24 protein-coding genes, 1 pseudogene and 1 riboswitch are annotated in these 24,922 nt (G+C 70.1%); of the genes and pseudogenes, 8 read left to right on the plus strand and 17 right to left on the minus strand.

The genetic code is table 11. From position 1 onward, the window contains the following. Positions 1-32: 32 nt before the first annotated feature. Positions 33-359, minus strand: coding sequence for a thioredoxin TrxA (gene trxA, locus ACVCMB_RS13510; RefSeq protein WP_008438536.1), 327 nt, complete (start codon positions 357-359; stop codon positions 33-35). A gap of 383 nt (positions 360-742) precedes the next feature. Here trxA and ACVCMB_RS13515 point away from each other — a divergent pair. The 5 genes and pseudogenes from ACVCMB_RS13515 to ung all read left to right on the plus strand — a co-directional run bounded on the left by ACVCMB_RS13515 (position 743) and on the right by ung (position 5,909). Further along, positions 743-2,384 (plus strand): annotated as a pseudogene (locus tag ACVCMB_RS13515) (DEAD/DEAH box helicase). Between the two features lie 199 nt (positions 2,385-2,583). Then, positions 2,584-3,261 (plus strand): cell division ATP-binding protein FtsE, encoded by a 678-nt coding sequence (ftsE, locus tag ACVCMB_RS13520; protein WP_136258070.1) that lies wholly within the window; start codon positions 2,584-2,586, stop codon positions 3,259-3,261. Continuing rightward, positions 3,258-4,238, plus strand: a complete 981-nt coding sequence (gene ftsX, locus ACVCMB_RS13525) for a permease-like cell division protein FtsX (protein WP_447105384.1) — start codon at positions 3,258-3,260, stop codon at positions 4,236-4,238. Before ftsE ends, ftsX begins: the two co-directional genes overlap by 4 nt. A gap of 115 nt (positions 4,239-4,353) precedes the next feature. Then, positions 4,354-5,205, plus strand: coding sequence for a response regulator (locus tag ACVCMB_RS13530; RefSeq protein WP_395121039.1), 852 nt, complete (start codon positions 4,354-4,356; stop codon positions 5,203-5,205). After that, positions 5,202-5,909, plus strand: a complete 708-nt coding sequence (gene ung / locus ACVCMB_RS13535; protein ID WP_447105385.1) for a uracil-DNA glycosylase — start codon at positions 5,202-5,204, stop codon at positions 5,907-5,909. The genes ACVCMB_RS13530 and ung overlap by 4 nt, the downstream gene beginning before the upstream one ends. Here the strand turns inward: ung and thiD are convergent. From thiD to thiC, 7 genes are read right to left on the minus strand one after another with little or no spacing between them, the layout of a single operon-like run. Further along, a complete protein-coding gene (thiD, locus tag ACVCMB_RS13540; RefSeq protein WP_447105386.1) occupies positions 5,855-6,688 on the minus strand; it encodes a bifunctional hydroxymethylpyrimidine kinase/phosphomethylpyrimidine kinase in 834 nt (277 codons plus the stop codon). The two genes, ung and thiD, sit on opposite strands and share 55 nt — an antisense overlap. Then, the gene (locus ACVCMB_RS13545; RefSeq protein ID WP_447105387.1) at positions 6,685-7,671 is read right to left on the minus strand and encodes a ThiF family adenylyltransferase; all 987 of its coding nucleotides are present in this window, start codon (positions 7,669-7,671) and stop codon (positions 6,685-6,687) included. The genes thiD and ACVCMB_RS13545 overlap by 4 nt, the downstream gene beginning before the upstream one ends. Further along, positions 7,668-8,276: a thiamine phosphate synthase gene (locus ACVCMB_RS13550; RefSeq protein WP_395121043.1), complete on the minus strand. Its 609-nt coding sequence runs from the start codon at positions 8,274-8,276 to the stop codon at positions 7,668-7,670. Before ACVCMB_RS13550 ends, ACVCMB_RS13545 begins: the two co-directional genes overlap by 4 nt. Further along, positions 8,273-9,043, minus strand: coding sequence for a thiazole synthase (locus ACVCMB_RS13555; RefSeq protein ID WP_447105388.1), 771 nt, complete (start codon positions 9,041-9,043; stop codon positions 8,273-8,275). The genes ACVCMB_RS13550 and ACVCMB_RS13555 overlap by 4 nt, the downstream gene beginning before the upstream one ends. Positions 9,044-9,046: 3 nt before the next feature. Further along, positions 9,047-9,244, minus strand: a complete 198-nt coding sequence (gene thiS / locus ACVCMB_RS13560; protein WP_447097490.1) for a sulfur carrier protein ThiS — start codon at positions 9,242-9,244, stop codon at positions 9,047-9,049. Beyond that, complete coding sequence (locus ACVCMB_RS13565; RefSeq protein ID WP_447105389.1) at positions 9,229-10,215, minus strand: FAD-dependent oxidoreductase; 987 nt, start codon at positions 10,213-10,215, stop codon at positions 9,229-9,231. The genes thiS and ACVCMB_RS13565 overlap by 16 nt, the downstream gene beginning before the upstream one ends. 5 nt (positions 10,216-10,220) lie before the next feature. After that, positions 10,221-12,059 (minus strand): phosphomethylpyrimidine synthase ThiC, encoded by a 1,839-nt coding sequence (gene thiC / locus ACVCMB_RS13570; protein ID WP_447105390.1) that lies wholly within the window; start codon positions 12,057-12,059, stop codon positions 10,221-10,223. A gap of 69 nt (positions 12,060-12,128) precedes the next feature. Next, positions 12,129-12,229: riboswitch (TPP riboswitch) on the minus strand. Between the two features lie 268 nt (positions 12,230-12,497). Between thiC and rpoH the strand changes: the two genes are divergently transcribed. Continuing rightward, entirely contained in the window at positions 12,498-13,358 is an 861-nt protein-coding gene (gene rpoH / locus ACVCMB_RS13575; RefSeq protein WP_447097487.1) for an RNA polymerase sigma factor RpoH, read from the plus strand. 129 nt (positions 13,359-13,487) lie between these two features. On the opposite strand, the gene ACVCMB_RS13580 is transcribed toward rpoH, so the two are convergent. From ACVCMB_RS13580 to ACVCMB_RS13590, 3 genes are all read right to left on the minus strand, one after another. Then, on the minus strand, positions 13,488-14,774 hold the full coding sequence (locus tag ACVCMB_RS13580) for an NAD(P)/FAD-dependent oxidoreductase (RefSeq protein WP_447105391.1): 1,287 nt from the start codon (positions 14,772-14,774) through the stop codon (positions 13,488-13,490). Between the two features lie 55 nt (positions 14,775-14,829). Continuing rightward, positions 14,830-16,152: a S41 family peptidase gene (locus ACVCMB_RS13585; RefSeq protein ID WP_447105392.1), complete on the minus strand. Its 1,323-nt coding sequence runs from the start codon at positions 16,150-16,152 to the stop codon at positions 14,830-14,832. 143 nt (positions 16,153-16,295) lie between these two features. Then, positions 16,296-17,468, minus strand: a complete 1,173-nt coding sequence (locus tag ACVCMB_RS13590) for a murein hydrolase activator EnvC family protein (protein ID WP_447105393.1) — start codon at positions 17,466-17,468, stop codon at positions 16,296-16,298. 121 nt (positions 17,469-17,589) lie between these two features. On the opposite strand from ACVCMB_RS13590, the gene ACVCMB_RS13595 reads away from it, so the two are divergent. Further along, complete coding sequence (locus tag ACVCMB_RS13595; protein WP_447105394.1) at positions 17,590-18,363, plus strand: NRDE family protein; 774 nt, start codon at positions 17,590-17,592, stop codon at positions 18,361-18,363. Between the two features lie 100 nt (positions 18,364-18,463). Further along, the gene (gene ligB, locus ACVCMB_RS13600) at positions 18,464-20,143 is read left to right on the plus strand and encodes an NAD-dependent DNA ligase LigB (protein ID WP_447105395.1); all 1,680 of its coding nucleotides are present in this window, start codon (positions 18,464-18,466) and stop codon (positions 20,141-20,143) included. Positions 20,144-20,146: 3 nt separating this feature from the next. On the opposite strand, the gene ACVCMB_RS13605 is transcribed toward ligB, so the two are convergent. From ACVCMB_RS13605 to dinG, 6 genes are all read right to left on the minus strand, one after another. Then, complete coding sequence (locus ACVCMB_RS13605) at positions 20,147-20,548, minus strand: YchJ family protein (protein ID WP_447105396.1); 402 nt, start codon at positions 20,546-20,548, stop codon at positions 20,147-20,149. 37 nt (positions 20,549-20,585) lie between these two features. Then, the gene (locus tag ACVCMB_RS13610; RefSeq protein WP_447105397.1) at positions 20,586-21,182 is read right to left on the minus strand and encodes a DUF938 domain-containing protein; all 597 of its coding nucleotides are present in this window, start codon (positions 21,180-21,182) and stop codon (positions 20,586-20,588) included. Positions 21,183-21,195: 13 nt separating this feature from the next. Beyond that, positions 21,196-21,393, minus strand: a complete 198-nt coding sequence (locus tag ACVCMB_RS13615; RefSeq protein WP_395121056.1) for a hypothetical protein — start codon at positions 21,391-21,393, stop codon at positions 21,196-21,198. A 90-nt stretch (positions 21,394-21,483) separates the two neighbouring features. Beyond that, complete coding sequence (locus tag ACVCMB_RS13620) at positions 21,484-22,062, minus strand: NnrU family protein (protein WP_447105398.1); 579 nt, start codon at positions 22,060-22,062, stop codon at positions 21,484-21,486. A 73-nt stretch (positions 22,063-22,135) separates the two neighbouring features. Continuing rightward, entirely contained in the window at positions 22,136-22,693 is a 558-nt protein-coding gene (locus ACVCMB_RS13625; RefSeq protein WP_447105399.1) for a HutD/Ves family protein, read from the minus strand. Then, on the minus strand, positions 22,690-24,792 hold the full coding sequence (gene dinG, locus ACVCMB_RS13630; protein ID WP_447105400.1) for an ATP-dependent DNA helicase DinG: 2,103 nt from the start codon (positions 24,790-24,792) through the stop codon (positions 22,690-22,692). The genes ACVCMB_RS13625 and dinG overlap by 4 nt, the downstream gene beginning before the upstream one ends. Positions 24,793-24,922: the final 130 nt, after the last annotated feature.

The raw sequence follows: 24,922 nt of genomic DNA on the forward strand, positions 1-24,922 counted from the left end.
AGGCTGCGACGGACGGGTGGCTTGCGAGAAAGTCAGATGGCCTTGTCGATCATCTGGGTCAGCTGGCCCTTGCTGACGGCGCCGATCTGGGTCGCCTCGACCTTGCCGTTCTTGAACACCATCAGGGTCGGGATGCCGCGCACGCCATAGGCTCGCGGGGTCTGCTGGTTCTGGTCGATGTTGACCTTGACCACGCGCAGCTTGCCTTCGTACTGCTGGGCCAGCTCGTCCAGCATCGGCGCGATGGCCTTGCACGGGCCGCACCATTCGGCCCAGAAATCCAGCAGCACGGGGGTTTCGGATTTGAGCACCTGCTGTTCGAAGGCGTCGTCGTTCACATGGGTAATCAGGTCGCTCACCGGGGATCTCCGTGGCTTGGGGTACGCAAAAACTGCAGGCAGGGAACAATGGGGTGGCCAGCGCCACAATACAAGGAGTGGCGTCATCGGCTACACTCGGGCGCCCATGAAGCATGGGTTGAGCTGAGAGGGAGGCGGGCCGGCACGGCCAGCGTCCATTCCAGCGCAACCCCGGGCACGATTCAAGAGCGGCCCTTGCAGGCCGCTTTCGGGCCGCCGTCAAAACCGGCGTCGCACGCCGCGGCGCGACCTTGCCGACCCCCGGGATTGCACGCTTCACTGCGCCACGCGCACCCGTCCTGCACCGTTTCGCGCCGGTTTTCGGCCGCCAAAGCGGGTGCAGCGCATTACGCCGCCCCAAGGCAAGGTTCCCAGTTACCCATATGTCACAAACCGTACTCACCGATACCTTTTTCACCAACTTCGATCTTCATCCGCTGCTGCAGCAGGGCCTCGACGACAGCGGTTTCACCCGCTGCACGCCGATCCAGGAAATGACCCTGGCGCCGGCGCTGGCCGGCCGCGACGTCGCCGGCCAGGCGCAGACCGGCACCGGCAAGACCTGTGCCTTCCTGGTCGCGCTGATGAATCGGCTGCTCACCACGCCGGCCGTGGCCGACCGCAAGGATTCGGACCCGCGCGCGCTGATCATCGCGCCGACCCGCGAGCTGGCCATCCAGATCGACAAGGATGCCCAGGCGATCGGCCGCCACACCGGCCTGAAGACCGCGCTGATCTACGGCGGCGTCGACTACGACAAGCAGCGCCAGCAGCTGAAGGACGGCTGCGACATCATCATCGCCACGCCGGGCCGCATGCTCGACTACCACAAGCAGGGCGTGTTCAGCCTCAACAGCGTCGAGGTGATGGTGATCGACGAGGCCGACCGCATGTTCGACCTCGGCTTCATCAAGGACGTGCGTTTCATCTTCCGCCGGCTGCCGCCGCGCGAGCAGCGCCAGGTGCTGCTGTTCTCCGCCACCCTGAGCCATCGCGTGCTGGAGCTGGCCTACGAGCACATGCACGAGGCCGAGAAGCTGGTGGTCGAGAGCGACCACGTCACCGCCGACAAGGTGCGCCAGGTGGTCTACTTCCCGGCCAAGGAAGAGAAGATGCCGCTGCTGCTGAACCTGATCGACCAGCACAAGCCCACGCGCAGCATCATCTTCGTCAATACCAAGGCCGCCGCCGAGCGCGTCACCGAGCGCGTCAAGCGCCACGGCTGCCGCGTCGGCGCGATCTCCGGCGACGTGCCGCAGCTGAAGCGGCAGAAGCTGCTGCAGCGCTTCCAGGAGGGCCAGCTGGACATCCTGGTGGCCACCGACGTGGCTGCGCGCGGCCTGCACATCCCGCATGTCAGCCACGTGTTCAACTACGACCTGCCGCACGAGGCCGAGGATTACGTGCACCGCATCGGCCGCACCGCGCGGCTGGGCGCCGAGGGCGACGCGATCAGCTTCGCCTGCGACCTGTACGCGATGTCGCTGCCGGACATCGAGGCCTATATCGGCCAGAGCATCCCGGTGGCGTCGATCGACCCTGCCTGGCTGGTGATGCCCAAGCCGCATGCCGTGGACGCGGAGTTCGCCGCGAACGCGGCGGCCGACAGCGCGGCGTTCGGCGACGTGGTACCGCCGCGGCCGGGCGAGAAGCCGCGCCGTACCGGTGCGGGCGGCCGCGGTGGTCGTGACGGTGAGCGTGGCGCGTCGAGGCCGCGGCGCGAACACAAGCCGGTCGTGGCGGAAGCGCCTGCCGTGGCGGTCGCCGCGGCGGCGCCTGCCGCCGAGGCTGCACCGGCCAGCGACAACACCGAGGGCACGCGCAAGCCGCGTCGCCGTCGCGGCGGACGCAATCGCCGCCGCGACGGGGCGCCGGTGGCCGGCGCCGAGGTGACCACGCCGACGCAGGCAGCGCCTTCGGGCCACCACGGCGGTCGCGGCGAACGCCGTCCGCCGCGCGAGCGCACCGCGGGCGAAGCGTCCGCCGCCGTCCACCACGCCCGCCCGTCGCGTCAGGTGGCGGTGACCTCCGGCAAGGCGGTCGAGCATGCGCGTCCGGACAAGCCCGGCCTGTTCCGCCGACTGACCCGGCTGTTCACCGGCAAGTAGCCGCGCACGCTCCGCGCAGACGACACGCATTCGGCGATGCCGGCAGCCGCACCTGGTTGCTTCGCTTCCCTTATCCTTGGGGTCGGCATGACCACATCCAGGTGCGGGGAGCGGCGGTGATCCAGTTCGATCAAGTCAGCAAACGCTACGAAGGCGGCCACGAGGCGCTGTCGCAGCTGTCCTTCGAGGTGCCCGACGGCGAGATGGCGTTCGTCACCGGCCACTCCGGCGCCGGCAAGAGCACCTTGCTCAAGCTGCTCGGGCTGATCGAGCGCCCGTCGCACGGCTCGATCAGCATGGACGGCAAGAAGCTGTCGAAGATCCGCGCCAGCGGCGTGCCGAAATGGCGCCGGCGGGTCGGCATGGTGTTCCAGGACCATCGGCTGCTGATGGACCGCACGGTGTTCGCCAACGTGGAGCTGCCGCTGGTGATCGGCGCGGTGGCGCGTGCCGAGCGCGCCCGCCGCGTGCGCGCGGCGCTGGAAAAGGTCGGCCTGCTTGCCTACGAACGGCAGCTGCCGGCCACGCTGTCTGCCGGCGAGCAGCAGCGCGTGGGCATCGCCCGCGCGATCGTGGCCCGACCGGCGCTGCTGATCGCCGACGAGCCCACCGGCAATCTCGACCCGCAGCTGGCGCTGGAGATCATGGCGCTGTTTGCCGAGTTCCAGCAGGTCGGCACCACCGTGCTGGTGGCCAGCCACGACCTGCCGCTGATCAAGCGCATGAAGAAACGCGTGATCGTGCTCGATCACGGTCGGCTGGTGGCCGACCTCGCCGCGCAGGAGGTCTTGTGAACAAGGCACCCGAGCAGCGCGCCGCGCCCGCCGACGCACCGGCGCGCAACGAACACAGCCGCGGCCGGCGCTTCGCCAGCTGGCGCGAGCACCATGGCTGGAGCGCCGCGGCGAGCCTGCGCCGTCTCGCCGCGCGCCCGCTGGGCAGCGTGCTGACGATCGCCGTGATGGGCCTGGCGCTGGCCTTGCCGCTGGCGTTCTACCTGCTGCTGGGCAACGTGCAGCGGCTGGGCGATGCGCTGGGCCAGAACCCGGCGATCAGCGTGTTCATGAAGTCCGACCAGGGCGCGCAGCAGGCGCAACTGCTGGCCAGCGACCTGGGCGCCCGTGCCGAAGTGGCGTCGGTGGCGATCAAGACGCCGCAGCAGGGCATGGACGAGCTGGCGAAGATGCAGGGTTTCTCCGGTGCGCTGCAGACGCTCGGCGACAACCCGCTGCCCTACGTGCTGCAACTGCAGCCGCGCGACGGTGCCAGCGCCGCGGCGCTGGAACAGCTGGTGGCCGACGTGCGCGCGATGCGCAGCGTCGAGCTGGTGCAGGACAGCGGCCACTGGCGCCAGCGACTGGAGGCGTTGCTGGGCGTGGGCAATCGCATCGTGCTGATCGTCGCCTCGCTGCTCGCGCTGGCGGCGCTGCTGGTGGTGGGCAACACGGTGCGGGTGGATATCGCCAGTCGCAGCGAGGAGATCGGCGTGCTGCTGCTGGTCGGCGCCGGCAAGGCGTTCGTGCGCCGGCCTTATCTGTATGCGGGGATCTGGTACGGCCTGTTCAGCGGCATCCTCGCCGCCGCGCTGGCGGTGGCGATCGAGCTGGCGCTGGCGCGGCCGGTCGCACGACTGAGCGCGGCGTACGATGGCCAGTTGCAGGTGGGCGGGTTGCCGCCCTGGCTGCTGCTGGCCGTGCCCGTGGCGGCCGCGTTGCTGGGCTGGCTCGGCGCACGCCTGGTCAGCGCCTGGCAACTGCGCACGGTGGCGTGATGGCGCGGCGCGGCGGTGACGTGAATCGCAGCCTGCGACGCCCTGCTTCGGGCATCATCGACGGATCGGGGTGCGCTCTTCGGCACGGATCGCGGATCAGTCGGGTGAGTGAGGCATGAGTACAAACATCAGCGGTCGTCTGCTGACCGAGGCACCGCGCGTGCTGGTGGTCGACGGGTCGCGCGTGGTGCGCAAGTTGATCGGGCGCGTGCTGAACGAGGAGCTGCCGGGCGTGGAGGTGGTCGGTTGCGACACCGGCGCCGAGGCCCAGCAGGTGCTCGGCGAGGGCGCCTTCGACTTCGTCACCATCGCGCTGCGCCTGCCGGACATGGACGGGCTGGAACTGGCGAAGTTCGTGCGCGAATCCGGCGCGCAGGCCTACGTGCCGATCGTGGTGGTGTCCGGCGACGTGGACGCGCGCCTGCACCGCCGCTCGCTGGGCGAGCACGTCACCGACTATTTCGACAAGGCGCTGGGTTTCCAGGCACTGGCCGAATTCATCCGCGGCTACGTCAGCCCGCAGGTCAGCGCCGAGGGCAGCGTGTTGTACGTGGAAGACAGCCGGGTGGTGGCGCTGGCCACCCGCCGCATGCTGGAGAAGATCGGCCTGACCGTGCGCCACGTGGTCAGCGTGGAGGATGCGATCGCCCTGCTGGAAACCGACCGCGCGCTGGGCTGGATCGGCGCCGACGTGGTGCTGACCGATGTCAGCCTGAAGGGCGAGCTGACCGGCGGCGACTTGCTCGAACACATCCGCACCGTGTTCGGCTACGGCAAGGGCCGCCTGCCGGTGCTGGTGATGACCGGCGACGAGAACCCGGCCAACCAGACCGCGCTGATCCGCGCCGGCGCCAACGACCTGGTCGAGAAACCGGTCGAGGAAAAATTGCTGATCACCAAGTTGCTGTTCCAGCTGCGCGTGGCGCGCCACCTGCGCGAGCGCGAGCGGGCCGACAAGGACGCATGAGCGGGCATCCGGTCAGGCTGGAGCCGTCCTGGAAGGCGCGCATCGGCGATTACCTGCAGCGGCCGGACATGCAGGTGCTGGCTGCCTTCCTGCGCGAGGAGAAAGAGGCCGGCAAGCGCATCTATCCGCCCGGGCCGGAGATATTCGCCGCGTTCGCGCACACCCCGTTCGACGCCGTGCGCGTGGTGATCCTGGGCCAGGACCCGTACCACGGCCCCGGCCAGGCGCACGGCTTGTGTTTCTCGGTGCGCCCCGGCGTGCGGGTGCCGCCGTCGCTGGAAAACATCTTCAAGGAAATCCAGCGCGATCTCGGCATTGCGCGCCCTGACCATGGCTGCCTCACGCCGTGGGCCGACCGCGGCGTGTTGCTGCTCAACAGCGTGCTGACGGTGGAAGAAGGCCGCGCCGGCGCGCACGCCAATCGCGGCTGGGAAGGCTTCACCGATGCGGCAATCGACGCCTTGAACCGCGAGCGCGAAGGGATCGTGTTCCTGCTGTGGGGCAGCTACGCCCAGCGCAAGGGGCAGCTGATCGACGCCCGCAGGCATTGCGTGCTGAAGAGCGTGCATCCGTCGCCGCTGTCGGCGCATCGTGGCTTCCTCGGCTGCGGCCATTTCTCCGCGGCCAACCGCTATCTGGAAAGCCGCGGTCAAGCACCCATCGACTGGTCGCTGCCGCCGCGGGCTTCGTTTCCCGCCGGTTGAGATGAAGACGGTCGGTGCTGGCGACCGACCAGCACGGCTCGCACGTGGGCTTTCGCGCGACAGGCGGCGTCACCCAATGGATAACCCCGGGCGACGTTGGCCGCGATGCCGGCCGCGAGCATGCAACCGGTGCCGTGCAGGCGGCGGGTAGCCACCCACGGCGCGGCGAAGCGCTGCGTGCCTTCGCCGGTAACCAGCAGATCGACCGCTTCCGGCAGCGCGGCATGGCCGCCCTTCATCAGCACCGCGTGCGGCCCGAGGGCGAGCAGGGCGCGGCCCTGCGCCGCCATGTCCGACTCGCTGCCGGCGCAGGACGTGCCCAGCAGCGTGGCGGCTTCGGCCAGGTTCGGCGTGAGGCAGTCGACCTGCGGAAGCAGGCGCGCGCGCAGCAGCTCCAGCGCTTCGGCATCGAGCAGCCGGGTGCCCGAACTGGCGTGCAGCACCGGATCGAGCACCACGAACGACGAGCGCCGGCATTGCAGGTGCTCGGCCGCGACCGCGACGATCTCCGCGTTCGCCAGCATGCCGAGCTTGACGGCACGGATATCCATCGCCTCGAACACGGACTCCAGTTGCGCCCGCACCATCGCGGCGGACATCACCTGGATGGCGCGGATGCCGTTGGCGTTCTGTGCGGTGACTGCGGTCACCACGGTGGCGCCGTCGACGCCGAAGGCCGCGAACGTCTTCAGGTCGGCCTGGATGCCGGCGCCGCCGCAGGAGTCGGAGCCGGCGATCGAGAGCACGCTGACCGGCGGCGGCATGCGTCTGCGCGTCATGATGGCAGGCCGGCGAGAGTCACCAGTGCCAGCTGACGGTAGCCGCGGGATTGCAGCTGCCGCGCGGCACGCCATGCGCGCAGACCGCTCTGGCAGCACAGCACCACCCGGCGGTCGGTGGGCGGGTGTTCGGCAGTGAACGCGGCGAGGCGTTCGGGAGTGAAGCGCAAGGCGTTCGCCAACGGCGAGGTCGGCGCCTCGTCAAGACTGCGCAGATCGATCACGACGTCGCGGGGCGTGACCTCGTCGACGTCGATGAAGCGCAGCACCTCGCCTGCGGGTTCGCCGGCGTGGTGGAAGTCGAAGCCGCCGAACGCCAGTCGGCTGGCGTCGAAACTCGTCAGTCGACCCAGCGGCGACGGCTCGATGCCCAGCAGCCACTGCAGCACGAATTGCGCCTGCAGGCTGCCAAGCAGGCCGACGACGCTGCCGAGCACGCCGGCGCTGCTGCAACTGGGCGCGCGTGCGGGCATCTCGGGGAACACCGCGCGGTAGCTGGGTGCGCCGGCACAGAAGCCGCCGACGTAGCCGGCCAGGCCGACCGCCGACGCGCTGATCAGCGGCGTGTGCTGCTGCATGCAGGCGTCGCTCAAGACGTAAGTGGTGGCGAGGCTGTCCGCGGCATCGACGACGATGTCGGCCGTGGCGACCAGCGCCGCTGCGTTGCCTGGTGTCAGCCGCTGCGGCCATGCTTCCACGGCGATGGTCGGATTCAGGCGCAGCAGGGCCGCGCGCGCCGCTTCCACCTTGCGAGCGCCGATGTCGGCCATCGTGTAGAGCGGTTGCCGGTGCAGGTTGCTCTCTTCGACGCGGTCAGGGTCGACGACGATCAGCCGGCCGATGCCGGCGGCGGCCAGGTAGTGCAACACGGGACAGCCGAGACCGCCGGCGCCGATCACCAGCACGCGTGCGGCCGCGAGTCGGGCCTGGCCGGTCGGGCCGACGTCGGGCAGGGCGATCTGGCGCGCGTAGCGATCGGTCATGCGCGCGCACCGGCGAAATCGACCCAGTCCGTTACGCGGAGGGTCGGGTCCGGATGCCGGGTCACGTCGCTGACCATGGCGACGCTGTCCGCGCCGGCATCGAAACAGCCGGCGGCGCGTTCCAGCGTGATGCCGCCGATCGCCACCAGTGGCCGCGCGCCGATCCGCCGCTTCCACTCGCCAATGCGCGGCAAACCCTGCGGCGCCCACGGCATCGCCTTGAGCGTGGTCGGATAGATCGGGCCCAGCGCGACGTAGTCCGGGGCGAGCGCCAGCGCCCGCTCCAGCTCGGCGTGATCGTGCGTGCTGATGCCGAGCTTCACGCCGCGCGCGCGGATCGCCGGCAGGTCCGCCGCGAGCAGATCCTGCTGGCCGAGGTGGATGAAGTCGGCGCCTTCGTCCAGCGCGATCTGCCAATGGTCGTTGACCACCAGTTGCACGTGTCGCGCGCGGCAGATCGCCAGCGCCGCGCGCACTTCACGACGGATCAGCTCCGGCGGCTGTTCCTTGATGCGCAACTGCAGCAGCCGGACGCCGAGCGGGGCGAGTCGACCCACCCAGTCGGCGCTGTCCACGATCGGGTAGAACGCGGGGAACGCGTTCATGCCAGCCACGCCGTGCCCGCGACCGGCGTCGAGGGCACGGCGAGATCGCGCGGCTCCATCGGCTGCGCCTCGAAGCCGGCGCGACCCGCCTCGACCGCCCGGGCGAACGCCCCGGCCATCGCCACCGGATCGCCGGCCATCGCCACCGCGGTGTTGAGCAGCACGCCGTCGACGCCCAGTTCCATCGCCTGCACCGCATGGGACGGGCGGCCGATGCCGGCGTCCACGATCAGCGGCACGTCCGGGAAATGCGCGCGCAATGCACGCAGGCCGAACCCATTGTTGAGGCCGCGGCCGCTGCCGATCGGCGCACCCCACGGCATCAGCACGCGGCAGCCGGCCTGCAGCAGGCGATCAGCCACCACCAGGTCCTCGGTGGTATACGGAAACACCTCGAAGCCGTCGGCGGCCAGTTCGGCTGCGGCCTCGACCAGGCCGAACACGTCAGGCTGCAGCATGTCGGCATCGCCGATCACTTCCAGCTTGATCCATGCGGTGTGGAAGATGTCGCGCGCCATCTTCGCGGTGGTCACCGCCTCCTTCGCCGAGTGGCAGCCGGCGGTGTTCGGCAGCACGCGCACGCCGAGGTCGCGGATCAGCGACCAGAAGCCCTGGCCGCTGCGCTGCGTGCCGGCTTCGCGACGCAGCGAGACGGTGACCACCTCGGTACCCGAGGCGTGCACCGCGTCGGCGAGGATCGCCGGCGAGGGGTAGCGTGCGCTGCCCAGCAACAGGCGCGATGCCAGTTCGACGTCGTAGAGCTTCATCGCTCAGCCGCCCTGCATCGGGGCGAGGATTTCCAGCGCATCGCCATCGGCAAGAAGCAACTCTTCGCGTGCGCCTGCCGGCACGAACACGCCGTTCACGGCGGTGGCGACGGCGGCCTGCCGATAGCCGAGCACTTCGAGCGCCTGTGCCAGGCGGGCCACCTGCAGGTCGTGGCTGACGCCATTCACGCGGATATGCATGCGGGAGTTTCCGTGGTGTGGGGGAAAATCAGCCGTGCGGCCTGTTGCGCCATGGCGGGCGCCAGCAGGAAGCCATGGCGGTAGAGTCCGTTGAGGTACACGGTGCGGCCGCGCCTGAGCACGCGCGGCAGGTTGTCGGGGAAGGCCGGGCGCACGCCCACGCCCAGTTCCAGGATCTCGGCCTCGGCGAACGCCGGGTGCAGCGCATAGGCGGTGTTGAGCACGTCCATCGCCGAACGCACCGTCATCGGATCATGGCTGCTGCTTTCCAGCAGCGTGCCGCCAAGCATGAATACGCCGTCGCCGCGCGGCACCACATACAACCCGAAACGCGGATGCAACAGGCGCACCGGGCGCGACAACTGGATGTCAGGCGAGCGCACGACGATCATTTCGCCGCGCACGCCGCGCAGATCTTCCAGCGTGTCGCGCGCCGCAAGGCCGCGGCAATCGACTATCCGGTCCGCATCGATGCGCGCGGCATCGGCGTCCACGCCGTAGCGGATCGCCACGCTCGCGGCGGTCAGTTGCGCGGCCAGTGCGGGCAGCGCACGACGCGGATCGAGGTGGGCTTCGTCGGGGAAGAACAGACCCTGGCGGAAACGCCCGGCCAACTCCGGTTCCAGCGCGCCGATGCGCTCGGCATCGATCGGTTCGAAGCGTTCGGTACGCCGGCCGAACAAGGCCAGCTCGCCGGCGTCGCGGGTGGCCGCGACGACCAACGTGCCGCGCTGCATGGTCCCGTCGAAATGGCGCTGCCACCACGCGACGGCGGGCGCGCCCAGCACCGCCACCTGCGGTTCGGCGCTGGCCTGCTCGCACCACGGCGCCAGCATGCCGCCGGCGACCCACGCGCAAGCCTCGGCGTGGTCTGGCGCGCGCTCGATGATCTCCACCCGGGCGCCGCGCCCGGCCAGCTCCACCGCCGTGACCAGGCCGGCGATGCCTGCACCGAGAATGCCGATGCGCATGGCCCCTACTCCCCGGTCGGCACGTAGAGCGTGGCGCCGCGTTCGACGAACTCGCGCGACTTGCCGTCCATGCCGGCGCGCAGCGCGGTCTCCTCCATCGCGCGCACCTCGCGGCGCAGGTCCTGGGTGATCTGCATCGAGCAGAATTTCGGCCCGCACATCGAGCAGAAATGCGCGGTCTTGTGCGCCTCCTTCGGCAGGGTGGCGTCGTGGTAGGCGCGCGCCGTGTCGGGATCGAGCGACAGGTTGAACTGGTCTTCCCAGCGGAATTCGAAGCGCGCGCGCGACAGCGCGTCGTCGCGGCGCTGCGCGGCCGGGTGGCCCTTGGCGAGGTCGGCGGCGTGCGCCGCGATCTTGTAGGTGATGACGCCGGTCTTGACGTCGTCGCGATTCGGCAGGCCGAGATGTTCCTTCGGCGTGACGTAGCAGAGCATGGCGGTGCCGAACCAGCCGATCATCGCCGCGCCGATGCCCGAGGTGATGTGGTCGTAGCCCGGTGCGATGTCGGTGGTCAGCGGGCCCAGCGTGTAGAACGGCGCCTCGGCGCAGTGCTCCAACTGCTTGTCCATGTTGAGCTTGATCTTGTGCATCGGCACGTGGCCGGGCCCTTCGATCATCACCTGACAGCCGTGTTCCCACGCGATCCGGGTCAGCTCGCCCAGGGTTTCCAGCTCGGCGAACTGGGCCGCGTCGTTGGCGTCGGCGATCGAGCCGGGGCGCAGGCCGTCGCCCAGCGAGAAGGCCACGTCGTAGCGGCGCATGATCTGGCAGATCTCGGCGAAGTGCTCGTACAGGAAACTCTCGCGGTGGTGGCTGAGGCACCAGCGCGCCATGATCGAGCCGCCGCGCGAGACGATGCCGGTGACCCGCCGCGCGGTCAGCGGCACGTGGTGCAGGCGCACGCCGGCGTGGATGGTGAAATAGTCCACGCCCTGCTCGGCCTGCTCGATCAGGGTGTCGCGGAAGACCTCCCAGTTCAGCCGGGCCGGATCGCCGCCGACTTTTTCCAGCGCCTGGTAGATCGGCACGGTGCCGATCGGCACCGGCGAGTTGCGGATGATCCACGAGCGGATGTTGTGGATGTTGCGGCCGGTGGACAGATCCATGAGGGTGTCCGCGCCCCAGCGGATCGCCCACACCAGTTTCTCGACCTCCTCGGCCACGCCGGAGGACACCGCGGAGTTGCCGATGTTCGCGTTGACCTTCACCAGGAAGTTGCGCCCGATCACCATCGGCTCCAGCTCGCCGTGGTTGATGTTGGCCGGGATGATGGCGCGCCCCGACGCGATCTCGCTGCGCACGAATTCGGGCGTGACAAAGGCGGGCAGGGCTGCGCCGAACGCCTCGCCATCGGCCAGCCGGGCGGCGGCATCTTCATGCATCTGCGCGCGCCCCAGGTTCTCGCGCTGGGCGGCGTAGATCATTTCCTCGGTGATGATGCCGGCGCGGGCGAATTCCAGCTGGGTCACCGGCTGGCCGGCTTCGCCCATGCGCAGCGTACGTTGCGCGGGACACGGCGCCACCAGCCGTTCCGCGCCGACCCCGCCGTTGTCCTCCGGGCGGGTGGCGCGTCCTTCGATGGCCGGAAAGCCGCGCGCCTCGATCCACGCGTCGCGCACCGGCGGCAGGCCCGCGGCGAGATCGATCCGTGCGTCGTCGTCGGTGTAGGGTCCGGACGGATCGTAGACGTGCAGCGCCGGCGTCAGCGGGTCCTTCAGCGCGATCTCGCGCATCGGCACGCGCAGCGACGGATGCCCGGGCGGGCTGACGTAGACCTTGCGCGAGCCGCGGATCGGGCCGGCGGTAACCGTCGAGGGTGCGGTGGCAGCGGCGGGATGGTTCATGGATCTCCTCCTTGGATGGAGATCCGGGGCGTGACGCTGCAACGGCGCACGGGCGCGCCGATTGGGGCCGCCCGTGGTGATTCCCGTTCCTACGCCGGCATGACCCGGATCAGGTTCAAGGGTCAGCTCGCGCTATCTCAGCCCCTTGCGGGGCACCCCTCGGAATGCGGCGGAGGATGGCGGCGCGGGTTGGTGGCTGTCAAGCCGGCACGGCCGGATCGCGGACACGGCGCGGAGGGTTTGTGCGGCGGCTGACACGGTGCCATGACACGTTTTGAACGGCGTGCCGGGCAAGCTGGTCTTCACTCCCGGGACGGCTGGACAGTCGTCGCAAATATATGTACCATGCAGTTCATTAAAAGCCCGGAACCAAAGGCCGGGCTTAGCACTCCAATCACCCGAGTGCTAAACTTCGACGTCTTGCAGGAGGTTCCACCCATGTCCCAAGCCCTGGTGACCGCCAACTTCCCCTTGCCCAGCGTGGTTGGCAGCCTGGATGCCTACATTTCCGCAGTGCATCGCATCCCGGTGCTCAGCGTGGAAGAGGAACAGGCGCTGTCGCGTGATTATCTGCAGCAGGACAACCTGGACGCGGCCAAGAAGCTGGTGATGTCGCACCTGCGTTTCGTGGTGCACGTGGCGCGCGGCTACTCCGGCTACGGCCTGCAGCTTGCCGACCTGATCCAGGAAGGCAACATCGGCCTGATGAAGGCGGTCAAGCGTTTCGACCCGGACATGGGCGTGCGCCTGGTCAGCTTCGCGGTGCACTGGATTCGCGCCGAGATGCACGAGTTCATCCTGAAGAACTGGCGCATCGTGAAGGTCGCCACCACCAAGGCGCAGCGCAAGCTGTTCTTCAACCTGCGCAAGAGCAAGAAGCGCCTGGGCTGGATGAACGCCGCCGAGGTAAGCACGGTGGCGAAGGATCTCGGCGTGCCCGAGGCAACCGTGCGCGAGATGGAGTCGCGGCTGTCCGGTCGGGACGTGGGTTTCGAGGCGCCGGTGGATGCCGACGACGACGCCAAGCCGGCACCCGCCGCGTTCCTGATCGACCACGGCGCCGACCCATACGAGAACGTGGCCGACGAAGACCAGGCCGACAGTCAGTTGCAGACGCTGACCGATGCGCTGGGCCACCTGGACGCCCGCTCGCGCGACATCATCCAGCGTCGCTGGCTGGACGACGAGAACAAGGCCACGCTGCAGGATCTGGCCGACGAGTACGGCGTCTCGGCCGAGCGCATCCGCCAGGTCGAAGCCAACGCGATGAAGAAGATGCGCGCGTTGTTCGCGATGTAATGTGAGTCCCTCACAAGAGCCCGCACATCCATGTGCGGACTTCCGGAACGAGCGGCGATGTTGGCCTTGCTGCGCGGAGTTCCTGCAACGGCATCGACGGCCCGGGAAACCGGGCCGTTTTGCATGGGCTCATTCGTCGTGCGGCGGCGCCGTGCCGCTGACGATGCGGGCCTGGCGCTGGTGCGTCCAGTAGGCCCAGGCCCAGTCCAGCATCACCGCCAGGCGGTTGCGGAAGCCGATCAGAAAATAGATGTGCACCAGCAGCCAGACGATCCACGCCGGCAGCCCGGACATCTGCAGCTTGCCGAACTGCGCCACCGCCGCCATGCGGCCGATGGTGGCCAGCGAGCCGGCGTCGCGGTAGCGGAATGGCGGCCGCGGGCGGTCATCGCCGCGCAGTCGCCGCGCGATCGTGGCGGCCACGTACTTGCCCATCTGCTTGGCCGCCGGCGCCACGCCGAGGACCGGCGAGCCATCCGGCCGGAGCACGCTGGCGAGATCGCCGATGACGAACACCCCGGCGTGGCCGGGCACGCCGAGATCCTCGTCGACGCGCACGCGGCCAGCCTTGTCCAGCGGCACCCCGAGCATGGCGCCCACCGTCGAGGCAGCCACGCCCGCGGCCCACAGCACGGTGCGCGCGGGCAGGCGGCGCTCGCCGAGCTTCACGCCCGCGGCGTCGATCATCGTCACCGGCACACCGGTATGTACCTCCACGCCCAGGCGTTCGAGTTGGCGGCGTGCCTTGTCCGACAGCACCGGGTCGTAGCCGGCCAGCAGCCGCGGCCCGGCTTCCACCAGCCGCACGCTGGCATTGCGCGAATCGAAGTGGCGGAACTCCCCGCGCAGCGTATGCCTCGCCAGCTCGCCCAGCGTGCCGGCCAGTTCCACGCCGGTGGAACCGCCGCCGACCACGACGAAATTCAGCCACGCCTGGCGCCGCTCCGGATCGTCTTCGCGCTCGGCCTGTTCGAACGCGAGCAACACCCGGCGGCGAATCGACTGCGCGTCGTCGAGCGTCTTCAGCGCCGGCGCGAACGGCGCCCATTCGTCGTGGCCGAAGTAGGCGTGGGTGGCGCCGGTGGCGATCACCAGCCAGTCGTAGTCGAGCCAGCGCGAGCCGCAGCCCACCCGACGGGCGGCCAGGTCGACCGCGGTCACCTCTTCCATCAGCACGGTGAGGTTGCGTTGCCGCCGCAGGATGTGCCGCAGCGGTGCGGCGATCGAGGTGGCGGAAAGGCTGGCGGTGGCCACCTGGTAAAGCAGGGGCTGGAACAGATGGTGGTTGCGGCGATCGATGAGCGTTATCTGCGCGTCTGCGCCTGCCAGCCGTCGCGCCGCGCTCAACCCGCCGAAGCCTCCGCCGAGAATCAGGATGCGGGGCTTGCCCGCATCGGCAACACGTGGATCGCTCATTGCTGCAGCATGCGCGCCGTACCGTGCACGCCGCGTCGACCGCGCAGGCGCCGGCTCACGGCTGCCGCGTCGCCGGCATGCGCAGCGCCATGCCCTTGAGCACGTTCAGCGCCTGCGCCAGCGCGTAATCGCTGGTGGCCAGCCTGGCGTCGGCGGCGCTGCCGTCGTCGTCGATGTCGGTCGCCGTGGCTGCCTTCTCGTTGGCGAGATGGTTGGGCAGATCCGCCTCGGAGCTGATCAGCACCGGCGGGTGGTCGGCCTGGCTCACCGCGAGGTCGGCCAGCGCGATGTCCGGCTTGATTCCCTCGGCCTGGATGGAGGTGCCGTTGGGCGTGTAGTAGCGCGCCGTGGTGATCTTCACCGCATGGTCGGCATCCAGCGGCAGCACGGTCTGCACCACGCCCTTGCCGAAGCTGCGCTGGCCCATGGTCAGCGCGCGGTGATTGTCTTTCAGCGCGCCGGAGACGATCTCGGCGGCCGAGGCGGTGCCGTGGTTGGTCAGCACGATCATCGGCGCGCCGTCCAGCAGGTCGCCGGGGTGGGCGCTGAAGCTCATGTTGGCGTCGGGCAGCCGCCCGCGCGTGGTCACGATGACGCCGCTGTCGAGGAAGTCGTCGCCGACGGCCACCGCCGCGGTGAGCAGGCCGCCGGGGTTGTTGCGCAGGTCCAGCACGGCGCCCTTCTGCGGGCCGTTCCTGGTGACCAGCTCGCCCAGTTTCTTCTGCAGGTCGGCGGCGGTGTCATCCTGGAACTGGCTGATGCGGATGTAGGCGTAGCCGGGTTCCAGTTCGCGCACCTTGACGCTGCTGACCGAGATCAGTTCGCGCACCAGCGGCATGTCGACCAGCTTGTCGCTGCCCTCGTGCATGATGGTGAGGGTGATCTTGCTGCCCGGCTTGCCGCGCAGCCGCTGGAACATCTCGTTGACGTTCTGCGGGTCGACCAGCTTGCCGTCGATCTTGACGATGTTGTCGCCCGGCTTGATGCCGGCGCGCGCGGCGGGCGTGTCGTCGATCGGCGAGACGATCCTGAGCCCGCCATCCACCTGCAACACCTCGATGCCCAGGCCGCTGTACTGGCCGGAGGTGTCCTCGCTGAGCTGCTGCAGGCCCTCCTTGTCGAGGTACTCGCTGTGCGGGTCGAGTCCGGCCAGCATGCCGGTGATGGCCGCCTTCATCAGGGTCTTGTTGTCGACCTTCTCGACGTAGGCCTGGCGCACCATCTGGTAGACGCGACTGAAATTGCGGATGTCCTGCAGGTCCACCGGGTCGGCCGCGGCGGTGCTGCCGGCGCGGGCCGGTTCGCCCGCGCTGGCCGCGCTGGCGGGCGTGGTCTGCGCCTGACCGGCGCCGGCGGCCAGCAGCGACAGGAAGGCCATGCAGGTGGCCGCTCTACGGTGGGAACAAGGCATGCAGTTGACTCCGCTCGACGGAAAGACGGCGCGCCGCAGCGCCGCCGAAGTATGGCAGGAGGTGGGACCGCCGGATCGCGCAACAATTCACCACGCCGTGCGGCGGTGCCTCAGCCGTGCTTGCGCAGCCAGCTGGCCGGGTCCACCGGCTGGCCATTCTTGCGCAGCTCGAAATACACGCCGGTGTTGACGCCGGTGACCGCGCTGGCGGTGCCGATCGCCTCGCCGGCCTCGACCTCGTCGCCAACGCCGTGCAGCAGGCTTTCGTTGTTGCCGTACATGCTCATCCAGCCGTTGCCGTGGTTGAGGATGAGCAGCATGCCGTAACCGCGCAGGAAGCCGGCGTAGATCACCCGCCCGCGCGCCACCGCGTGCACCTCGCTGCCGGCGGCGGCCTTGATCAGCACGCCGTTGCCGAACGGGTTGACCGCACCGCTGGCCGGCCACGGCAGCTTGCCGCGGATGTCGGCCGAGCGCGACGGCGGCGGCTGGCCGCGTTGCGGCGCGGCGGCCTCGTCGATGGCCTTCTGCAATTTGTCGAGCAGCTGGTTGAGCGATTGCGCGTTCTGTTTCATCGCGGCCAGGCGCTGCGCCTGGTCCTTGTACTTCGCGTCGGTTTCCGCGGCCAGCTTCTGCCGCGCCGCACGCTGCCGGGCCAGTTGCTTCGCCTGCTCTTCGCGCTCGGCCCTGGTCGCCTGCAGCGCCTGCTGTTGCGCGGCGATCGAGCTCTCCAGCTCCTGCAGGCGGGCCAGGTCGCCCATCAGTTTCTCCACGCGCTGCACGCGGTCGCGCTGGAAATACTGCGAGTAGACCAGCGCGCGGGCGATCTGCGCCACGTCTTCGTCGCCGAGCAGCAGGCGCAGGTCCGAGCCGTGGCCCAGGGCGTAGGTGGCGCGCAGCAGGTCGGCGATCGCGGCGCGCTGGTGCTGCAGCTCGCGTTGCAGCGTGTCGCGTTGCTGCTGCAGCTCGTCGAGCTGCTTCTGTCCCGCCGCCAGCGCGGCATCGGTCTCGCGCACGGCCCTGGCCGCGGCGGCCAGGGCGTTGGCCTGCTTCGCCAGTTCCGCGTTGACGCTGTCGCGCCTGGCCGCGGTGTCGGCCTGTTCGGCGGCCAGCGCCTCCATCTTGCGGCGCAGGTCGGCCAGCTTCTGCTTCGCGGCAGCCTGCTCGGTGCGGCTGCCGTTCTGGCCGACGGGCGAGGCGGGCGCGGCATACGCCATGCCGAGGCAGGCGACGATGAGCAGCGCGCCGAGCACGCGGCGGATCGAACGGGATGGATTGCGCATCGGCCGATTATCACCGAGCCCGCCGCATCGGGCGAGCGCGCCGGCGGCGGTGCTATGTTGGCGCGATATCCGCGGCGCCACGGAGCGGCGCCGGCAAAACGTCGAGAGAGGATGTGGTTGCATGTGCGTGATCGCCTTTGCCTGGCAAGTCCACCCGCGCTGGCGCCTGTTGCTGGCCGGCAATCGGGATGAGTTCCACCCCCGCCCCAGCGCCGCGTTGACGCGCTGGGAAGATGCGCCGATCATCGCCGGCCGTGATCTGCAGGCCGGCGGCAGCTGGCTCGGCGTGTCCGATGCGGGGTGTTGCGCGGTGGTGACCAACGTGCGTGATCCGCGCGACCCGCAGCTCGGCGCCTCGCGCGGCCTGCTGATCCGCGACTACCTGACGGGCGCCGAGGATGCCACCGCGCATGCGGAGCACCTGCTGCGCGTGGCTGCGGACTATCGCCCGTTCAACCTGCTCACCTTCGATGCGCAGGCGGCGTTCTATCTCGGCAACCGGCCGCAGCCGGAGGCGCAGGCGGTCACGCCCGGCGTGCACGGCCTGTCCAACGCCGACTTCAATACGCCGTGGCCGAAGACGCGCGCGCTGATGCAACGCCTGCAGCGCTGGATCGACGATGGCGACGACACCGACTTCGCCGCGCTGTTCGCCGCGCTGGCCGACGAGCAACTCGCGCCGGACGAGCATTTGCCGGACACCGGCGTCGGCCTCGAGCAGGAGCGCCGGCTCTCCAGTGCCTTCATCCGCGGCGCCGATTACGGCACCCGTGCCAGTACCGTGGTGGCGATCGACCATGACGGCGCCGGCGTGATCGCGGAGCGTCGCTTCGGTCCGCACGCGCGCTACCTCGGCGAAACCTTGCTGCGTTTCGGTGGCCGATTGCCGGCCTGAGCGGACAGCGTTCACCTACGCAGCCCGGCGGCGCAGCCGGCTGGGTGGGCCGCCGGGCGGCGGGCAGGCTGGTTCCCTGGTCCGGGTCGAGGGGATGGGCATGCGCAAGGGATGGCTTCTGCTGGCGGCGATCGTGCCGCTCGCCCACGGCGTGCACGCGGGTTGCCCGGACTGGCCGCCCGCGCGGGCGCAACAGGAGTTGCTGGCGCTGCACGATCGCCTCGATGGCTGGAACCACGCCTATCGCGTCGAGGGCGCCGCGCCGGTGGACGATGCGGTGTACGACCAGGCGTTGCAGCGGTTCGAGCAATGGCGCCGCTGCTTCCCCGGGCAGGCGCCGGCGGCGCTGAACCACCTGGGTGATGCCGGTGGCCGGGTCACTTCGCCGGTGGCGCAGACCGGCCTGGCCAAGCTGCCCGATGCCGCGGCCCTGGCGCAGTGGATGCGCGCGCGCGGCGACCAGGATCTGTGGGTGCAACCGAAGGCGGACGGCGTCGCGGTCACGCTGCTCTACGTCGATGGACGCCTGCGCCAGGCCAGCAGTCGCGGCGACGGTTTGCACGGCTCGGACTGGACCGGACAGGCGCGGCGGATCGCCGCGATCCCCAGGTACCTGCCGCATGCGCCGGCGCGTGTGGTGCTGCAGGGCGAGCTGGTCTGGCGCCTGCCCGGCCACGTGCAGGCCACGGACGGCGGCCTCAACGCGCGTTCGGCGGTGGCCGCGGCGATGGCGCGCGATGAGCTCGGCGATGCGGCCGCGCACATCGGCCTGTTCGTGTGGGATTGGCCCAGCGGCCCGCCCGACATGCCGGCGCGGCTGGCAGGATTGCAGGCGATGGGGCTGGCCGACAGCGTGCGCTACACGCAACCGGTCGCCTCGCTGGCCGAGGTGGAGCGCTGGCGTGAGCAGTGGTATCACCACGCGATGCCGTTCGCGGCCGATGGCACCGTCGTGCGCCAGGGCCGGCGGCCAGCCGCCGCGAGCTGGCGTGCCGCGCCGCCGGAGTGGGCGGTGGCATGGAAGTATCCGGCTGCCTCCGCATTGGCCGAGGTGCGCGCGGTGGAATTCACCGTCGGTCGCAGCGGCCGCATCACGCCGGTGCTGCAGCTTGAACCGGTGCAACTGGACGACCATCGGGTGCAGCGCGTCAGCGTGGGCTCGCTCAAGCGCTGGCGCGAGCTCGACATCCGTCCCGGCGACCAGGTCGAGGTGGTGCTCGCGGGCTTGACCATTCCGCGCCTGCAGTCGGTCGCCTGGCGCGCGCTGCAGCGCGCGCCGGTGACGCCGCCGGACCCGCGCATGCACGGGCCGCTGACCTGCTGGCAGGCCACGCCGGGTTGCGAGCAGCAGTTTCTCGCCCGGCTGGCATGGCTCGGCGGCCACCACGGACTGCAGCTGGAAGGGTTGGGCGAGGGCACTTGGCGGGCGCTGGTCGACGCGGGCCTGGTACGTCATCTGCTGGACTGGATGAGTCTCACGCCGTCGCAGCTGGCCGCCGTGCCCGGCCTCGGCGCGAACCGCGCGGCCGCGTTGGCGCGGGTCTTCGCCAGTGCGCGCGAGCGTCCGTTCGCGCGCTGGCTGCAGGCGCTGGGCGTGCCGGCCGGACAGGCGCGCGGAGCGGCCGACTGGCCGACGCTGGAGGCGCGCGGAGCAGACGATTGGCAGGCGCAGGAGGGCGTCGGTGCCGGCCGCGCGAACCAGCTGGTGGCGTTCTTCGATTGCGCCGAAGTTCGCGAGCAGGCCGCGCGCCTGCATGCAGCCGGCGTGCCCGGCTTCTGAAGCTCAGCTCTTCAGTTCGCCGTCGTGGTAATACCAGCGGCCGTCTTCGCGCATGAAATGGCTGGTCTCGTGCTGCCGCTGCGCGCGACCGCCGCCGAGGCGATAGCGGGCGACGAATTCCACCGTGGCGTGGTCGGCATCGATCATCTGCTGGCGCCGCACCTCCAGCCCCAGCCAGGTCGGCGCAGGTTGCTGCGCGGCCAGCCGCAGCGAGGCGGGCCGGGTGTCGGCGTGCCAGCTGGCCAGCAGGTAATCCTCGCGCTTGAGCACGTAGGCGCTGTAGCGCGAGCGCATCAGCTGCTCGGCGCTGGCAGCGGGGGCGCCGTCGTGCAGCGGGCCGCAACAGGCGGTGTAGCCGGCGGGGTTGCCGCAGGGGCAGGGGGTCAGCGTGTCGATCGACTTCATGCGGCCTTTGTACCTGCTTCGGCCCCGACTTGCAGGTTCAGCCGTGCATGCGCTGCCATACGCGGCAGCGGTTGTGCGCCGGCATCGCGACGTCGAGCAGCAGGTGGAAGCCCGCGGCCTCGGCCAGCGCGTCCACCGCCTCGGCGTTGCGGATCGCCATGTGCGCGGCGCGCGTGCGCAGCCAGGCGTCGAACGCGGCGTTGCTGGCGCTGGTGTAGCGGCCATGCTGGTTGAACGGCCCGTAGATCGCCAGCACCGCATCGGCGGTGGTGACCGCGGGCAGCCGGGCGAACAGCCGCTGCACTTCCGCCCAGCTCATGATGTGCAGCGTGTTGGCACTGAACACCGCATCGAAGGGGCCGGCCGGCCAGTCGCCATTGACGTCCAGCTCCAGTGGCGGCGGCGTATTCGGCAATGCCGCCTCATCCAGCCAGGCGCAGATGCCCGGGAGATTCTCGGCGCGGTCGGAGCATTGCCAGCTCAGCCAGGGCATCGCCGCGGCGAAATGCACCGCGTGCTGGCCGGTGCCGCTGCCGATCTCCAGCAGGTGCCGGCATCCGGCGACGTGCCGGCGCAGCACGCCGAGGATGGATTCGCGGTTGCGTTCGCACGCAGGCGAGTGGGGTTTGTCCACGCCCGCGCCACGCTCAGGCGGGGCGACCGCGCAGCACGCGCGCCGGCAGCATCAGCAACGCGCCGAGGAAGGCGAACACCGCGCTCACGGTGATGCCGACCAGCCGCAGCGGCAGCAACACCAGCCACACGATCGGGTACAGCACCAGGGCGAGCAGGGCGATCGGCCAGCAGAACACCAGCAGCAACAGCCAGAGCAGGAAACCGACCATGCGTTGATCCTCCGCAGGGGTGGGGACGCCGGCACTGTAGCGCAGCGCGCGGCGCGCGCGCAGATGACTCCCGACACCCCCCGCCGCGATTCAGGCCATCGGGCTCACGCCGATCAGCCACAGGTGCAGCCACAGCACGAAGGCGAGCCAGAGCGCGCCGCCGATCACCACGGTGAGCACGTCGCCCTGCACCGTGCCGGCAGCGTAGACGGCGGCTTCGCGGCGATCGCGCCGGCGCGAGACGGCGAACAGCACGACCGCCCACAGCAGGAACGCGCCGAACAGCACCATGTCGTGCAGCATGCCGGTGGCCAGCAGGTGGCCGAATGCCCACACCTTCACCGCCAGCACCTGCGGGTGATGCAGCTTCGCCTTGAAATGGTTGCGCGGCACCCGCGCCGCGATGAACAACACGAACGCCACCAGGGTGAACAGCGCATTGAGATGACGCAGCCACAGCGGCGGCACATACAGCAACACCGGTTGCTGGCGCGCCAGTCCGAAGCCCCAGCAGAGCAGTACGAAACCGGCGATCGCCACCGCGGCATACAGCGCCTTCCAGCGCATCAGGCCCATCCGCGCGATCTGCCGCCCCCGCCAGTCGTCGGCGAAGATGCGCAGCGAGTGGATGCCGAGGAACAGCACGAGGCCGAGAATCAACACGAGCATGGCGGGATGACTCCGATGGCGGCGACGAAGGTCGAGGATAGGCCAGCGCGGCGCCGCGGCCCAGTGACATCCGTCAGGCGACGGGTTCGACGTGCACGACCAGCGCCACCGCGTTCGCGTGCAGCGTCATCGGCGCGGTGGCGGTGGACGAGGGTTGCCAGGCGTCGCCTGCCTGCAGCGTGCCGTCGACGCAGTCGATGGCGCCGCGGGCGCAGTACACCAGCACGGTGGCGGCGCCCGTCGCGTACGCTCCGGTATCCCGCCACACTTCGATGCCGCCGCGCGCGCGGCCGCGGCGCAGCATCAGGTTGAAGTCGCGGGTGGAACCACCGGCCAGTGCCACCTCGACCTTCGCCTCGCCGGGAAACGCGAACGGCACAAACGGAGCGGTCAGCGCGTGGCTGCGGCCGTCATCCAGCGTCATGGTGAAGCCGGCACCGTCGAGAAGCACGATCTGCCGGTCGATGCCGGGAAACGCGGAGAACGGCGCGGCGCTGTCGACCTCGGCGAGGCTGACGCGCCACAGGAAATCGTCCATGCCGGCGGCGGACGGCTGGACGGCTATTTCGCGGGTGCGGCCCAGGCCGTTCTTCCACGGCCGCAGCGGGCAGTCGGACAGGCGGACGATCATGCGGTTCTCTCGATGACGCGCTCGAACGGCGGCAATGCGCGCAGCATGCCACTGCCGTAGCGCTTGGTGACCACGCGGCGGTCCAGCAACACGATGCGGCCGTGGTCGGTTTCGCTGCGGATCAGGCGGCCGCAGTACTGGGTGAGCAGGCGGGTAGCCTCGGGCACGCTGACCTCGATGAACGGGTTGCGGCCGCGCGATTCCAGCCACTCGGCGTAGGTCGCGCCGACCGGGTCGGTGGGCACGGCGAACGGCAACTGGGTGATCACCACCGTCTCGCACAGCTTGCCGGGCAGATCGAGGCCTTCGCCGAACGAGGCGAGGCCGAACAGCGTGCTGCCCTTGCCGGCCTCGATGTCGGCGCAGTGCTCGGCGACCAGTTGCGACTTGCCCAGCGACCCTTGCGCGCGGACCTTGCGCACGTGCGCGATCGGCAATTTCTGCAGCACGCGGTCGAGTTTCGCGCGCGAGGTGAACAGCACCAGGTTGCCGGCGTCCCAGTCGAGGTGGTCCGCCAGCCAGGCGCTGATTTCCTCGGCGTGCGCCTCGCGCGCGTCGGGAAGCGTGTGCATCGCGGGCACTTCCAGGCGTGCCTGCGCGGCGAGGTCGAACGGCGAGGGCAGGCTCAGCGTCACCGCATCGTCGGGCAGGCCCACGGCATCGGCGAAGCCGCGGAAGTTGCCGCCGGCACTGAGCGTGGCCGAGGTCATCACCACGCCGCTGGCGTTGTTCCACAGCACGTTGCGCAGCAGGCCCGCGGCGGAGACGGCCGAGGCATGGCAGACCAGTTGCTGGTCCGCGCCCAGGGTGACCCAGCGCGCCAGCGGCGGGGCGTTGTCCGGATCGTCGCTGGACCACGCGCGCCAGCAGGCGGCCTGCCGGCCGATGCGCTCCAGCGCGATGCCGAGCTCGCGCGACAAGGCCTCCTGGGTCGGTCCGCCGTCGGTCATCTCCACCACGGCGCGCCGCACCGCGCTGAGCCAGCGCTGCACCTCGCCGGTGAGCAGGTCGAGCGCGCGCGCATGCTCCACCCACGGCTCCGGCAGCTGGCCCAGCGAGCCGCGGTACATCGGTTCGGTCTCGGCCGGGTCGGGCAGCCAGGCGAGGCGGATTTCCTTCTCCAGCTCCTCCAGCGTGTTGCTCAGCTCCTGCAGCTTCTCGTCGCCCTGGTCCAGCGCGAGCTTGCCCAGGCGTTCCTTGTCGGTCAGCGAATAGGCCGCATGCACCTGCCGGCCGAGCCGGCTCAACTGGCGCACGGTGGCGGTCATGAAGACTTCGGCCGCGCCGCGTTCGATCGCCTTGCCGGGCACGTGGTGGCCTTCGTCGAAGATGTACAGCGTCTCGTCCGGGCGCGGCAGGATCACGCCGCCCCAGCTGTCGTCCTCGCCCGGCATGGTGAGATCGGCCAGCACCAGATCCTGGTTGGCCACGATGATGTCGGCGTCGTCGACCGCGCGGCGCGCGGCGAAGAACGGGCAGTTCATGAACTGCCCGCACTTGCGCCCGGTGCAGCCGCCGGCGCTGGTGGTGATCATCGGCCGCAGCAGGTCGCTGACCGGCTCCGGCGCGCTGTCCATGTCGCCGTTCCATTCGCCGCGGTCGAACGCGTCGCGCAGCTTGGCCAGCGACTGCTTGTCGCGCGGTTGCGGCGGCTTGTTCCACAGCAGCAGGTCGGCCTCGAAACCGGCCAGGCCAAGCTGCGCGTCGTGGATGCTGTTGGCCGCCATCAGCAGGTTGCGCGGGCACAGGTAGCGGCCGCGGCCCTTGGCCAGCGCCACCTTCGCTTCGATGTCGTTGAGTTTCAGGTACAGCGGAATGTCGCGCTGCACGAGCTGTTCCTGCAGCGCCACGGTGGCGGTGGCGATCAGCAGCTTCTTCTTCTGAAAGCGCGCCACTTCATGGCCGGCGACCAGGTAGGCCATCGACTTGCCGGTGCCGGTGGGTGCCTCGATGACCGCCACGCCGCCGGCGCTGGCCAGCGCCTTGGCGACCTCGGCGATCATGCGCCCCTGCGAGGCGCGCGCGCGAAAGCCCGGCAGGCCCTCCTTGATGCGGGCGTAGGCGGCACGAATGGCGTCCTTGGTGGAGTCGGCGAGCATGCGGGGTGACAGGTCCGTGACACGGTGCGGGGCCGGGGCGCGCCGCGCGTGTGCGCTGCCCTGCCGGCCGGCTGCCCAGTCTATCGGACATGTCAACGCGGCCGCGGCTTGCCGATGCCCCGCGGAATGT

It is taken from the genome of Rhodanobacter sp. UC4443_H10 (assembly GCF_052978325.1).